This window comes from Gemmatimonadota bacterium (assembly GCA_016714015.1).
GTDB lineage: Bacteria > Gemmatimonadota > Gemmatimonadetes > Gemmatimonadales > Gemmatimonadaceae > Pseudogemmatithrix.
This window is the reverse complement of record JADJNZ010000004.1, coordinates 88,309-101,472: the sequence shown is the minus strand read 5'-3', so window position 1 is coordinate 101,472 and position 13,164 is coordinate 88,309. Positions and strand designations below refer to the sequence as shown.

Here is a 13,164-nt window from a genome sequence, read left to right as displayed (position 1 = left end):
CTAGAGGACCCGTCGACGCGACTCCGCGCGCTCGATCGCGCGGAGCACGACCGGCAGGGCTTCCTCGTGCACGAAATGTCCGACGCCGGGGACCCGCTCGATGCGCACCGCGTCGAGCGCCGCGAGGCCCGCGAGCTCCGATTCGCCTGGCGTGAAGTCGTGCGGGGCGGCCCCGACGAGGATGAGCGTGGGGGCCTGCAGTCGTCGGAGCAGCGAGGTGGTCGTTTCCGGTTCGCGCGCCTCCGCGAGTCGCGAGACCATCCGCGCCACCGCGGGGAGGTCCGCGAGCAGCTGGTCGGCGTACTCGCGCGCGGTCGCGTCGTCGAGCCAGAGCCGATTCCCGCTGTTCGCACGGATCCCCATCGCGAGGGCGGTCCGGAGGACGGCATGCCCGCCAGGAAAGCGCGCCATCACCTGAGCCGTGCGCAATCCGCGCGTGACCCCCGCGCTGCGGGTCGTCGGCAACAGTCCGCCCTCGAGGAGCACCAGTTCGTGCACGCGATCGGGCGCGTTGGCCGCCAGCCGGAGCGCGATGCCCGACGCATGCGCGTGCGCGACGACCACCGCCGACCCGAGCTTGACGCGCTCCATCGCGCGGGCGACCTCCTGCGCCATCCCGTGGAACGAGACGTCTGCGGACTCGGCCGAGAGGCGATACGGATCGATCGTCATGACGCGGAATCCGCGCGCGACGAGCGAGTCCGCTAAGGGCCTCATCCGCGCGACGCCGCCGAGCAGGCCGCTCAGGATGACGATCCCGGGGCCCTCGCCCCGCGTGACGATCGCCGGGTGCTCGCCGGGAGCCCCTGAGTCGACCTCGCGACGGATCGGCGCGGTGGCGGACGCGTCGGGAACGAACCCGACGAATGCCCACGCGACCAACAGTGCGTTCGCCAGCAACGGACGGAGGTGCGGTCGGGACATGGGGGTCGGTGAGGTTCCCGCATGCTAGGACGCGCATGCCACGGCCCACCGCCGGTGGCGTCACGCCTGGGTCACGGCTCCGCTGGTGTTCGGCGACGCGCGCTACATTTCGGCATTGCCGTTGCAACGGCCCGCCTCGCCAACGCCCGGTCCAGCGCCCGTGCCCACCGCGCCCTCCACCCCGCATCCGGCTCGCCAGTTCACTCGATTCGTCGCCGTCGGCCCGCTCGGCGTGGCGCTCGGCGCCGTGCAGTACGAATTGCTCTGGTTGCTCAATCCCGTGGCGAGCCATCGCGCAGCCAGCACGTGGATCGTCTCGTCGGCGATCGGCGTGCTCTGGGTCCACGCCCTCCACTGTCGCGTGACCTTCGGCGACACGGCGCGCGGACGCTGGCGCGCGACCCTCGGTCGCGCCTATCTGCTCTACGCGAGTTCGATCGCGCTCGGAGCACTCGGCATGTCGCTGCTCGTGGACCAGGCCGGATTCCGCCGGACCCCCGCCTGGTTCCTCACATCGGCGCTCGCGAGCATCTTCAACTTCGTCTTCCTGCGGCGGATGCTCGGACTGCACGACGGCGAGTCGCCGCACCGGGACGGCCCCTCCGCACCACTCGCGAACTGACCGTCGCCGCACCTCCACGGACCACCTCGACATGACCCTCCGGATCGACCGCCGCGACCTCGCGTTCCTCCTCTACGAGCTCCTCGACGCCGACCGCCTCGCCTCCCGCCCGCGATTCGCCGGCCAGGGCCGCGAGCTCTACGACGCCGTGCTCGACACCGCGCGCGCCGTGGCGGACGAGCACTACGCGCCCTTCCGCAAGGCGAACGATCAGCAGGAACCCGAACTCGTCGATGGCCGCGTCGTCACGAATCCGGGGCTCAAGCAAGGCTGGGATGCGGTGGCGGAATCGGGGATCATCGCGAGCACGCATGATGAGGCTCGCGGCGGGATGCAGCTGCCGCACGTCATCGCGTCCGCGGCGATCGGCCACCTCGAGGCCGCCAACATCGGCTCGGCGAGCTATCCGATGCTCACCGCCGGGGCGGCCAACCTGCTGGCCGCGTTCGGCAGCGAAGCCCAGAAGGACTTCTGGCTCCCCGACATGCTCGCCGGCAAGTGGTCGGGCACGATGGCCCTCACCGAGCCCGACGCGGGCTCCTCGCTGTCCGACCTGCGCACGAGCGCTACGCCGCTGCCCGACGGCACCTACGCCATCGAGGGCACGAAGATCTGGATCTCCGGGGGCGACCACGAACTCACCGAGAACATCGTCCACCTCGTCCTCGCGCGCATCAAGGGTGCGCCCGAGGGCACGAAGGGCATCTCGCTGTTCATCGTCCCGAAGGTCCGCGTGAAGGCCGACGGCACGCTCGACGGGACCAACCACGTCACCCTCGCCGGACTCATCCACAAGATGGGATGGCGCGGCACCACGAGCACGCTGCTCAACTTCGGCGAGCGCGGGACCTGCGTCGGGCATCTCATCGGCGAGCCCCACCATGGCCTCGCCTACATGTTCCACATGATGAACGAGGCGCGGATCGGCGTCGGGCGTGCCGCGACCGCGATGGGCTACGCCGCCTTCCGCTACGCGGTCGACTACGCGCGCACCCGCAAGCAGGGCCGCGTGCCCGGCGAGAAGGATCCGAAGCGCCCGCCGGTCGCGATCATGGAGCACGCCGACGTGCGACGCATGCTGCTCACGGCGAAGTGCGCCGCCGAGGGCTCGCTCGCGCTCATCCTCACCTGCTCGCGACTCGTCGACGAACAGGAGACCGGCGCCGACGAAGCGGCCCGCGCGCGCGCGACGGCGCTCCTCGAGGTCCTCACGCCCATCGCCAAGACGTGGCCGAGCATCTACTGCCAGGACGGCATCTCCGCCGCCGTTCAGGTCCTCGGCGGTTACGGCTACGCGCGCGAGTACGACGTGGAGCAGCTGTACCGCGACAATCGCCTCAACCAGATCCACGAAGGGACGAACGGCATCCAGGCGCTCGATCTCCTCGGGCGCAAGGTCACGCAGCAGAGGGGGGCGTGCTTCATCGCGCTCCTCGGCGAGATCGAGCGCTCCTGCACCGAGGCGACCGCGGCCGACGCGGCACTCGCGCCCATGGCCGACGACCTGCGGGCGGCGGCCGCCGACCTCGCGAAGGTGACGCAGCATCTGGTGGGCGCGATGGCCGCCGACCCGGAACGCGGGCTCGCCAACGCGACGGCCTACCTCGAGGTCACGTCGCGGGTCGTCTTCGCGATGCTATGGCTGCGTCAGGCGACGATCTCGACGCGCGCGCTCGCGGCCGGCGCCACCGGTAGCGACGTCGACTTCTATGAGGGGAAGCGGCAGGCGGCGCGATTCTACTTCGGCTTCGAGCTGCCACGCACGGGACCCGACGTGGCGCTCCTGCTGCGCAACGACGCGGCGGCGCTCGACATGCAGGACGGCTGGTTCTGAGCGAGTGGTGCGCATCGTCGGCTGGGATGCGCGATACGCGCGCGATGTCGAGCGCCTGAGTCGCGAGTGGATCGAACGATGGTTCGTCTCCAAGCCGGAGGATGAGGCGTACTACGCCGACCCCGCCGCACGCGTCATCGCGCGCGGCGGGCAGATCCTGCTCGCGCTCGACGGGAGTGAGGACGACCGGGTCATCGGCACCTGCGCTGCCGTGCCCCGTGCGGACGGCGCGGTGGAGCTCGCGAAGCTCGCCGTGACGGAACGCGCGCGGGGACGCGGCATCGGACGCGCTCTGGCCGAACGCGTGCTCGACTGGGCCGCGTCGCGTGAAGCCCCGATGGTCTACCTGTACAGCAGTTCCCTGCTCCGGCCCGCCGTCCGACTGTACGAGTCGCTCGGATTCGTCCATGCGCCGATGCCTGCGGCGGCCCCGCACGAGGACGCGGACGTGTACATGGAGCGACGAGCGTAGGCCGCTCGCCTTGCGCCCCCGCGCTCCGTGTGCGACCCTAGTGTATCGCTGGACTGACACGCCGTGCACCTGAAGGCGCGTCGCACCGCACACTTCGTCCTCACGACTCGATGCGCCTGCACGTCTTGTCCCGCGCACGAGGGAACCGCCTTCCCGTCGGCCAGCTCCTCGCGGCCGTCGCGATCGCCTCATCCCTCACGCTCCCCGCCGCTGCGCAGCGTGCGACCGTTCCATCGCCGACGCCCGTGCTCATCAGCAGCGGGCAGTACGACGTCGCGCTGCTCACGCACGCGAGCGCGGCCGGGCTGAGTGACCCGCGTCGAGGCGCGGAGTGGTTCCGCGCCTGTCGGACCCAGCTCTCCATCCCGGCAAGTGACAGCCTCGCCGTCGTGCGCTCGCAACCGTGGGACTGGGGCGCCGAGCCAGTGACCGACCCGGGCTCGTTGACGCTGCTCGTCAGCCGCACGCCCCGTCAAGCGATCGACTGCGGCGCTTCCGCGGCCTCGACCGCCATCGCATACGCGCGAGGGTTCCGCGTCACGGCCGACACGGCCTACCCATACGACGCGACCATCACCGAGGTGAACATCTTCCGGGGCGAGACGCGCATCACGTCGGCGCTCATCGAACGCGTGGCGGCGACCCGCGTGACGCTCCGCGGCCTCATCACGGTCCCCGCCGCCCTGCTTCGCCTGTCGTTGCCCATCGATGACGTCGCGCCGGACTCACTCGGCCGCGTCAGCGACCTCGAACTCGAGATCGTCTCGCCCGACTCCAGCCTGCCGCACCGGGTCGCGATCCCCTGGTCGCAACTCCGTCCCGTCTGGGAGCAACTCCTGCGCGCACGCGCCGAGCGGCGCTCCGCCGAGCTCGCGGGCACCGTGACCGCCCCGCTCGCGACGCTCGCGCGCGCGGAGGCCTCGGCCGCCGATCGGCTCGACGCGCAGGTGCGCGTGGGCGACGCGTTCGCGCTCGCCGGCGACCTGAACGCCGCGCGCGTGGTCCTCGGGCACGCCGTGCAGGAGGAGCCTTGTCTCACGCTCGCCGCGACGATGGACGCGACGTCGCGCGGCATCGTCGACCGTGTTTCGCGCCCGCGCGACCGGTGCACCGCCAATCTCCCGCTCGTGGTCGGGCGTGCGACGCTGCTGCCGGGCTTCGGCCAATTGCAGGGCACGCGCCGCAAGCTCTACGCCGTCGCCGTGCTCTCGACGGTCGCAGGGACCCTTGCCGCCTCCCAGTCCAGCAACGACGAGGCGAAGGCGCTGTACGCGCAGTATCTCGCCGTCGAGGATCCGAGTCCCGTCATCGCCGCGGTCCGCGCGGGGGAACTCTATGACGAGGCCGAGTCGAAGCGGCTCACCGGACGCAACCTCGTCATCGCCGGCGCCACGATCTGGGGAGCCTCGATCCTCGAGGCCGCCTTCAGCGAACAGCGGCTCGCCGCGCGACTCAAGCGCGTGCGCGACTACTCCACGGCGCGCCGCGTGAGCGTCGCCCCGTACGCGGGCTCGGACCGCGTCGGGCTCGCCGTCACCTTCTTCTGAGGAGCGACCCGTGATCCCTCGTATCGCGCGGCAACGTCTCCTGACGGCCGCCCTTCTGCTGACCGCCGCGGGCGCCTGTGTCGACGGCCCTTTCGCCCACGCGAATCCGAACGACCCGGACGCGGAGATCGTGCTCTCGATCGCCGGCGGTCTCGACACGCTCACCAGCGTCGACGGTGCCGTCCTCTTCCAGCTCGTCACGACGCCGGCGACTGACGCCGGCAGCGTGTCGTGGGCTTCCTCCGTCCCGACGCTGCTCGCGTCCAACGGACTCGGCCGCTTCGCGGTCCTCTTCCGTCCGTCACAGCCGACGACCGTCACGGTGACCGCGCGCCTCGGCGCGCACACCGCCGAACGCAGCGTCGTCGTCCTGCCGCTCCCGTGAGGACCATCCCTATGATCCGCCTGAAGCCCGTCACGCTCGGCCCGCTGCTCGGCCTCCTCTCCACGCTCTCGTGCACCTCCAGTGTGGCGGTGCCCGATCCCGTCGCACTCAACATCGAGATCGTCACGGGGGGGACCGCCCTCACTCAGGACGTCAACACATTCGCCGCCACGGTCCCGACCGCGCGCGTCGTCGACGGCACCGGGGCGCCGGTCGCGAACGTCCGCGTCGTGTTCCTCGTCACGCGGGGCGCTGGCGCGGTCGGCACCTCCGACGTTTTCACCGACGCCAACGGCATCGCGAATCCGATCTCCTGGCGCTACGGCACGCGCGCCGGCGCCCAGCAGTTGTCCGCCGCGATCGTCAGCGCCACCACCGATGCTCGGGTAACGTTCACGGGTACGGCCGTCCCTGGCCCGACCGCGACGATCGGCGTCGAGCCGGCGTCAATCGCGCTCCGCGTGGCCGGCACCCGGACGATCATCGCCTCGACGGTCGACGCGTACGGGAACCCCACGGCGGGCGGCCCCACCGCGACCTTCACCTCGCTCGATCCGGCCATCGCGACCGTCAGCAACACCGGGCTCGTGACCGCGATCTCGCCGGGTGCGACCACCATCCGGGTGAGCGTCGGGGCCGTACTCCGTGACATCCCCGTCTCGGTCGGTGACCGCCCGACCGGCCTCAACGTGACATCGACCGTGCTCGGCAACGATCCGTACGGCGTCGCGGTGCGCAACGACGGCCTCATCTACGTCACGCGCGGTCTCTCGACGTCGGTCTCGCGACTCCAGCTGCCGGGCGACGTGGCGTTGGGCACCATCCCCACCAATGCGGGCCGCACCACCGACGTCGCCTTCGTGCCCGGGCAGCAACTCGCCTACACCGCGAACATCGACATCCTCGCGGTGAGCATCATCAACACGTCGACGCACACCCTGCTCCGCACCGTCTCGGCGGGCGAGGAGCTCCTTCGGGTGAAGGCGTCGCCGGCGGGCGACTACGTCTTCGCGAGTTCCACCGCGGGCAGCATCAAGCGGTACAACACGACCAACGACGCCATCACCTCGCTGCAGCTCGCCGGGCCCATCAACGGCCTCGCCATCAATCCGGTGCGCGGCGTGCTCTACGCGACGAACTATTCCGGCACGTTCTACGAGGTGTCGCTCGCCACCTTCTCGCTCCTGCGCAGCGTCACGCTGCCGGGCATATTGCAGGGCATCGCGGTCTCACCGGACGGGACCCGGATCTTCGTCGCTTCGGAAGGCGGCGGTACGCGGGAGCTGGACGCCGCGAACCTGACGTCCGGCGCCTCGTTCGGCCCGATGGGGGCGTTCGATGTCGCCATCACGAACGACGGCAACGAGGTCTACATCTCGGACTCCGGCGGCGGCTTGGTCTCGGTGCACGATGCACTCTCGCACGTGCAGATCCGGACCCACGCCATCGCGAGCCCGCGGCGCATCGCCTTCTCGCCCGACGGACTCACGGCCCTCGTGGCCAGCCAGGGCGGCTCCGTCTGGTTCATCCGGTAGCGTTGGCGGCCCTCAGGCCGCCAACGCCCGGATCGCCGCCACGAGCGCATCCAGTTCGCTCGTGCTCGTGAACAGGTGCGGCGTGATCCGCACCCCCGCGATCCCCGCCTCCGGACGGTCGATCGCGACCGTGAAGATGCGATGCTCGTCCATCAGCCGCTTGGCGAACACGCCTGGTGGCATCCCGGTGATCGCGACGTTCGCGATCGCGCAGGTGCGCGCCGGGTCGGTCGGCGTGTTCAGCACCACCTTCGGGATCGCGCGCACGCGCGTCGTCCAGTACTCCTGGAGCCAGCGCAGCCGCGCCTCCTTCTTCGGCGTGCCGATCCGCTCGTGGAACGCGATCGCGTCCTCGATCGCCAGGTCGGTGTGGCAGGGATGCGTCCCGGTGTGGTTGAGCTTGCGGATGTCGTCGTCGGCGAATCCGGCGTCGCCGAACAGCGGCCAGATCCCGGCGATGCGGTCCTTCCGCACGTAGAGCAACCCCGCGCCGAGCGGCACACCGAGCCATTTGTGCATCGACGCGCCGTAGTAGTCCACGCCGAGGTCCGGGATGCGGAAGTCGAGCTGCGCGAACGCATGCGCGCCATCGACCATCACCTGCACGCCGCGCGCGTGCGCCATGTCGGCCACCTTCCGCACAGGAAGCACCTGCCCCGTGAGGTTCACCACGTGGCAGATCATGAGCAGGCGCGTCCGCGGGGTGATCGCCGCCGCGTACGCCTGCACCACCTCGTCGTCGCTCCGCGGATGCAGCGGCACGTGGACCACGCGGTTCACCACCCCATGACGTCGCGCCATCTGCTTGAACTGGTCGAGCATCGCGCCGTAGTCGTGCGACGCCATCACCGCCTCGTCGCCCGGCTTCCAGTCGAATCCGGCGATCACCGTGTCGAGCGACTCCGTCGTGTTGCGCGTGATGATCAGCTCGTCGGGGCCGCACCCCGCCATGGTGGCGACGCGCGCCTGCACCCGCGCCTTGTTCGCCGTCATCACCGTGCGCATGTAATGGGCCGCTTCGGCGTTCAGCATCCGCACATGGCCGACGAACGCATCGAGCACCGGCTGCGCCTGCATCGAGAAGTATCCGCTCTCGAGGTTGATGTACTCCGTCGGCAGCCGGTAGCTCGCGCGGATGGCCGCCCAGAACGGCTCATCCGCGGCGAGCGCGGCCGGGGTCGCGCGTTCCAGCCGCCGCACGAGGTCGGGGCCGATCATGAGGCCGAGGGCACCGCCCCCGAGCGTGCGGAGGAACTCGCGCTTCCGCATGTGGTCAGTCCCGGACGTGGAAGGCGGGCGGCTCGATCCCGAGCGCACGCAGGTACACGTAGCCCTGCCCGCGGTGGTGGATCTCGTTGTCGATCACGTAGAACATGATATTGATCGCCGGCCCCTCGAAATAGCCGAACGCGTTCATCACCTCCTGCCAGGCCTCGGGACGGACCTGCGCCCAGAGCCGGTCGATCTCCGGCGTCTGCGCATCCCACTTGGCGAGCAGCGTCGCCTTGTCGTCGGGCGCCGTGGCCCAGTTCGTCTCCCACTTCCCCGTCGTCATCCCGACGAGCGTCGGGATGGGCATGCCCAGCAACTCCTGCACGAGCGCACCGAAGGTGCGCATCCCGCCGATCGTGAAGCTGTTGATCTGGTCGGCCGGGAAGGCCTCGATCACGCGGCGCGTGAGGCGACGATGCTCCTGGTAGTGCTTCAGCAACTGCGCGGCGGTCAGGACCTGCGGTACGGCGGTCGACATGCGGACGCTCTCCTGCTGAGGTGACTCGAAGCCCCTGCTTCGGTTTTCATTCGGGACCTGATTATACAACTATCGGACTCGATCCCGCCAGCGCCGATTCCTTCACCGCTCCCCGAACAGCTCCACCTGCGGCGCCCGGTCCGGTAGCCGCAGCGCCCCGACGACCTGCGGCATCCATCCGCCCCGGTCGGCCGGGTCGAGGCGGACGACGTCCACCGAAAAGGCCGAGATCAGGCGCTCCAGCGTGGCATCGATCTCCAACTGGAAGACGCGACTCACCGCGCGCTTCCCGTCGAACGAGGGCGCGTCGGTCACCGGGACCTTGAAGAGCGCGTCGTAGCCCTTGATCCAGTCACCCACCAGCGCGTCGAGCGACGGCCGTCGCCCGACGCGCGAGACCAGATAGGCGTAGTTGTCGAGCACCGAGCGATCGCAGATCACCACCTCGTACATCGCCTGCGCCGCGATCTCCTCGGCCACCTGCGTGTGCAGGATCCACTCTTGCGCGTCGAGCGTCGTCTCCTCGTTGATCGGGAGCGGACAGCGGCGCGCGACCTCCTTCACGATGTCCACCCCCAGGTCGAGCCGCTTGAGCTGGCTCGCGAGATCGAAGCAGAGGGTCGTCTTGCCCACCCCATGCGTCCCGACGAACGCGACCTTCAGGCGCCGGCGCCCGAGGGCGTCGAGGGGGAGGAATTCTCGGATGCCGGTCACGCGGGAAGGTTAGCCCTGACCCGAGCAGGGGGTCAACGTACCGCGGCGCGCGCGCACCCCAGTCGCCCATCCGCAGCCGCCCAGGAGAGCGCGGACGCACGCGGCAGGTCGTTCGCGCGCCAGTCGCCCCATGTCGTCGACGCACCGAGATAGCCTCGGTACGCCCAGACCTCGAGCAATGCCGCCTCGAGCCGCGCGCAATCCGCCGCGCCCAACCGCGGGGCCTGGGCGCGCACCGTCGACAATGCATCGGCGGAGAGCTGCGAGTGGTACGACCAGTCGAACGCCGCCCCGGCCGCTGCGCGCGACACGTTCACCCGGACGACCAACCCTTCGAGGTTCGCGAGGTTGAGCGCCGCCACCCAGGCCACCGTCACCCCGAGGACGGCGGGCGCGAACCGCGCGCTCCGCCCGCGCAGCGTCGTGAGCGCGAATGCCATCAGCGTCGCGAGCACCCAGCACATCGCGGAGAACGCGAAGGCGCGATCGATCGTGAGCCCGAACTCCGACACGTAGAGCCACATCCGCACCACCGCCGACCCGAGGATGGCGACGATCTGCGCGACCAGCACGGTGCCCGCCGCGCGGAATCGTCGCCGCGCGGGCGCCTCCTCCGACCCCAGCAGCCAGTCCGCGACCGCCAGCGTGGCGAGCACGATCCCCGTCGCCGCGATCATCTCGAAGAAGCCGTTCCGCGCGTACTCCGCGCGCGTCAGCCCGGCGGTCGCGAGCAGGTACGACGCACCACCGAAGAGGACGCGCGCCTGCGTGCCGAGATAGAGGGCGAGCAGACCGATGAGCCCGTAGAGCCCGATGCTGACCGTGAGGAAGGGCACCGCGGGCGACGGGGGGTCGATCACGCGCACGAGCGAGCCGTCGCCGGCCGCGGCGCGCATCCAGCCAGCGGCCGCCCACGCGAGGATCGCGGCCACGACCGCGTGCCGCACCGCCCCGCGCTCGAGGAACGTGCCGAGTCCATCGATGAATCCACCGAACGCGGCATCCGATTGCCCGAGGAGCACCGCCACGAGGAAGATCGGGGGAACCGCCAGGATCGCGCCGATCCCGACGGCGCGCGCGCGACGCCCCGTCTCGACGGTCCCGCCGCCGGCCGCGACGCCGTCGCGGAGGACGGCCGACGCCCCCCCGAGCATCGTGATGAGCGAGAGCAACGGCGCGCGGGCCGCCTGCACGAGCGTGAAGTCCGCGAGACGACGCCCGGTCCCGTGCCAGACGATCAGCGCGCCCATGCAGACCGTGGAGAGGAAGTCGATCGGCCAGAGGTAGTCGGCATCCCGCACCGCGAGGCCGAGCGCGGCCGCGAAGAGTCCGAGTAGCATCAGCCGACGCTCGCGATCCCGTCCATCGAGGACGAGTGCCGCGACGACCACCAGCGCGATCCAGAGGGCGAAGCCCGCGCGCCACATGCCACCGCGCAGCAGATAATCACCGGCGATCCCGATGAGCGCCGCCACGACGAGTGTGCGCACGGCGCGCGCTCCGCGATCCGCGAGGAGAGGCTCCGCGCCGGCGCTCATGCGCTCGCCCGCTGCGACATGCCGCCGAATCGCCGGTCTCGCGACGCGAAGTCCGCGAAGGCCGCATCGAGCACCGCAGCGGTCACATCGGGCCAGAGGGTCTCGAGGAAGAGGAGCTCCGCGTATGCGCACTCCCAGAGCAGGAAGTCGGAGAGCCGTCGCTCACCACCGGTGCGTACCAGGAGATCGACGGGCGGGAGGATCGTTCCTTGCGCGGCTCCGCGCACCGTTCCACGCAGTGCGGTCCGCGTCGGGAGCGCGTCCTGCATCGCCGCGCGACTCGAGTAGTCGAGCGCGACGCGCAGGTGCAGGCGTCGTCCTGAGGCGGTCCGGGCCTCCGCCTGCGTGATCGCTCGACGCAGCGCGAGAGGCAACTTCGTGCGCCGCCCGATCACCGAGAGGCGGATCCCGTTCGCGGCGAGCGTCTCGGCCTGGGTCTTGAAGTGCGACTCGAAGAGCTCGAGCAGCGCGCCGACCTCGGCGACCGGCCGGTTCCAGTTGTCGGCCGAGAAGGCATAGATCGTGAGCTGCTCCACCCCGACGCGCGCAATGGGCGACGACGTCCTTCACGACGCGCGCCCCGGCGACATGGCCCATCCAGCGCGGCCGTCCGCGGCGTTCGGCCCATCGACCATTGCCGTCCATGATGAGGGCGACGTGCTGCGGAACAGGAAGAGTGCTTTGCGTCATAAAGCCAAGACCCCGAAAAAGGGCGCCCCGAGGCGCCAGTGGATGTCGAGCCCGCCCTGCTCCGCCCGTCAGCCGTCGCCGCCGACCCGACGGATGAGTGCCTCCATGTGTCCCAGATACGCCTCGAGGGCGCGCCGCCCCGTCGGCGTGAGCCGGTACTCGGTGCGCGGCACGCGCCCCTCGTACCCCTTCTTGCACACGACGTATCCCGCCTCTTCGAGCTTGCGGGCGTGGACCGAAAGGTTGCCGTCGCTCGTCTCGAGGAGTGCCTTGAGCTCGTTGAACGTCAGCAGCTCGTGCACGGCGAGCGCGCTGACGATCGCCAGTCGCACGCGTTCGTGGATCACGCGATCGAGCGCGAGTGGACCGCTCGCCTCGCCATCCACCGCCTTCAACTCGGGACGCGCCGATGCCGCGGCGCCGGCGGTCTTCGCGGTCTTCGCGATCTTCGCGCCCTTCACGACCTTCACCGCCGCTGATGCCCGCTTAGCCACCATGCCTCCGTGCGATCCAGATCCCGAAGCCGATCTGCGCCACGCCGAATCCCAGCGCGAGCAGGAGGTCGCCCGGGATGGACGGCGCGTAGAGCGCCACCGAACCGAGCGCCATGAAGAGGAGTCCCATCAACGGCACCGCCCGCACCGAGAAGGCGCCCGCCGTGACGATCCCCACCCCGTAGAGCAGCAGCCAGAGTCCCGGCAGGTACGGCGGGGTCGCCGACGCCGGGACATCGGGTGTCGGCGTGAGGAGCGCGAAGCTGAGCACGGCGCCCGCGATGATCGCCGGCAACAGCCCGAGGAGGAACTTGCGAGCAGGGACGCTGAGGGGCGCGCCGAGCCGGCTGCCTCCGCGCCGCCGCATCTTCCGCCACATCGTCCCCATGCCGATGGCGGCGGCGAGCACCGCCTCGCCGAACCAGAGCCAGAACCAGCGCTCGCGCGAGGGCTGCGCGGAGGCGAGGGCCGCCGCACCGAGCGCGGTGAGGCCGATCGCCACGAGTCCCCAGCCCGGGACATCGGTGAACGACGACGCGCCTTCCATCGTGCGACGGATGAACGAGAGGTCCTGGATCGCCTTGTCGTGCAGGGCGGGCGGTTCGCGGAGTGGCGCGGCCATGGAGGCAGTATTGGGCGCGGTCACTCATCTGTCAAGT

13 protein-coding genes and 1 pseudogene are annotated in these 13,164 nt (G+C 70.5%); 6 read left to right on the top strand and 8 right to left on the bottom strand.

The features are described 5' to 3' along the window. Positions 1 to 924 carry an alpha/beta hydrolase gene (locus IPJ78_07700; protein ID MBK7906432.1) on the bottom strand — a complete coding sequence of 308 codons (924 nt, stop codon included), beginning with the start codon at positions 922 to 924 and terminating at the stop codon, positions 1 to 3. Between the two features lie 160 nt (positions 925 to 1,084). Here IPJ78_07700 and IPJ78_07695 point away from each other — a divergent pair, with 160 nt between their 5' ends. From IPJ78_07695 to IPJ78_07670, 6 genes are all read left to right on the top strand, one after another. Beyond that, on the top strand, positions 1,085 to 1,546 hold the full coding sequence (locus IPJ78_07695) for a GtrA family protein (protein MBK7906431.1): 462 nt from the start codon (positions 1,085 to 1,087) through the stop codon (positions 1,544 to 1,546). A 31-nt stretch (positions 1,547 to 1,577) separates the two neighbouring features. Beyond that, positions 1,578 to 3,380, top strand: a complete 1,803-nt coding sequence (locus tag IPJ78_07690) for an acyl-CoA dehydrogenase (GenBank protein MBK7906430.1) — start codon at positions 1,578 to 1,580, stop codon at positions 3,378 to 3,380. Positions 3,381 to 3,387: 7 nt separating this feature from the next. After that, positions 3,388 to 3,852, top strand: a complete 465-nt coding sequence (locus IPJ78_07685; protein ID MBK7906429.1) for a GNAT family N-acetyltransferase — start codon at positions 3,388 to 3,390, stop codon at positions 3,850 to 3,852. A gap of 110 nt (positions 3,853 to 3,962) precedes the next feature. Then, on the top strand, positions 3,963 to 5,399 hold the full coding sequence (locus IPJ78_07680) for a hypothetical protein (protein ID MBK7906428.1): 1,437 nt from the start codon (positions 3,963 to 3,965) through the stop codon (positions 5,397 to 5,399). A gap of 10 nt (positions 5,400 to 5,409) precedes the next feature. Beyond that, the gene (locus IPJ78_07675) at positions 5,410 to 5,784 is read left to right on the top strand and encodes a hypothetical protein (protein ID MBK7906427.1); all 375 of its coding nucleotides are present in this window, start codon (positions 5,410 to 5,412) and stop codon (positions 5,782 to 5,784) included. Between the two features lie 11 nt (positions 5,785 to 5,795). Next, a complete protein-coding gene (locus IPJ78_07670) occupies positions 5,796 to 7,319 on the top strand; it encodes an Ig-like domain-containing protein (GenBank protein ID MBK7906426.1) in 1,524 nt (507 codons plus the stop codon). Between the two features lie 12 nt (positions 7,320 to 7,331). Here the strand turns inward: IPJ78_07670 and IPJ78_07665 are convergent, their stop codons facing one another. From IPJ78_07665 to IPJ78_07635, 7 genes and pseudogenes are all read right to left on the bottom strand, one after another. Beyond that, positions 7,332 to 8,588, bottom strand: coding sequence for an aminotransferase class V-fold PLP-dependent enzyme (locus tag IPJ78_07665; GenBank protein MBK7906425.1), 1,257 nt, complete (start codon positions 8,586 to 8,588; stop codon positions 7,332 to 7,334). A 4-nt stretch (positions 8,589 to 8,592) separates the two neighbouring features. Beyond that, positions 8,593 to 9,069 carry a damage-inducible protein DinB gene (locus IPJ78_07660; GenBank protein MBK7906424.1) on the bottom strand — a complete coding sequence of 159 codons (477 nt, stop codon included), beginning with the start codon at positions 9,067 to 9,069 and terminating at the stop codon, positions 8,593 to 8,595. 102 nt (positions 9,070 to 9,171) lie between these two features. Beyond that, positions 9,172 to 9,783, bottom strand: a complete 612-nt coding sequence (locus IPJ78_07655) for an ATP-binding protein (GenBank protein MBK7906423.1) — start codon at positions 9,781 to 9,783, stop codon at positions 9,172 to 9,174. 32 nt (positions 9,784 to 9,815) lie between these two features. Next, entirely contained in the window at positions 9,816 to 11,273 is a 1,458-nt protein-coding gene (locus IPJ78_07650) for a DUF4173 domain-containing protein (GenBank protein ID MBK7906422.1), read from the bottom strand. A gap of 44 nt (positions 11,274 to 11,317) precedes the next feature. After that, a pseudogene (gene uppS / locus IPJ78_07645) lies at positions 11,318 to 11,966 on the bottom strand (di-trans,poly-cis-decaprenylcistransferase). Positions 11,967 to 12,079: 113 nt separating this feature from the next. Continuing rightward, a complete protein-coding gene (locus IPJ78_07640; protein MBK7906421.1) occupies positions 12,080 to 12,508 on the bottom strand; it encodes a transcriptional regulator in 429 nt (142 codons plus the stop codon). Then, a complete protein-coding gene (locus IPJ78_07635; protein MBK7906420.1) occupies positions 12,498 to 13,127 on the bottom strand; it encodes a hypothetical protein in 630 nt (209 codons plus the stop codon). Before IPJ78_07635 ends, IPJ78_07640 begins: the two co-directional genes overlap by 11 nt. Between the last annotated feature and the right edge of the window lie 37 nt (positions 13,128 to 13,164).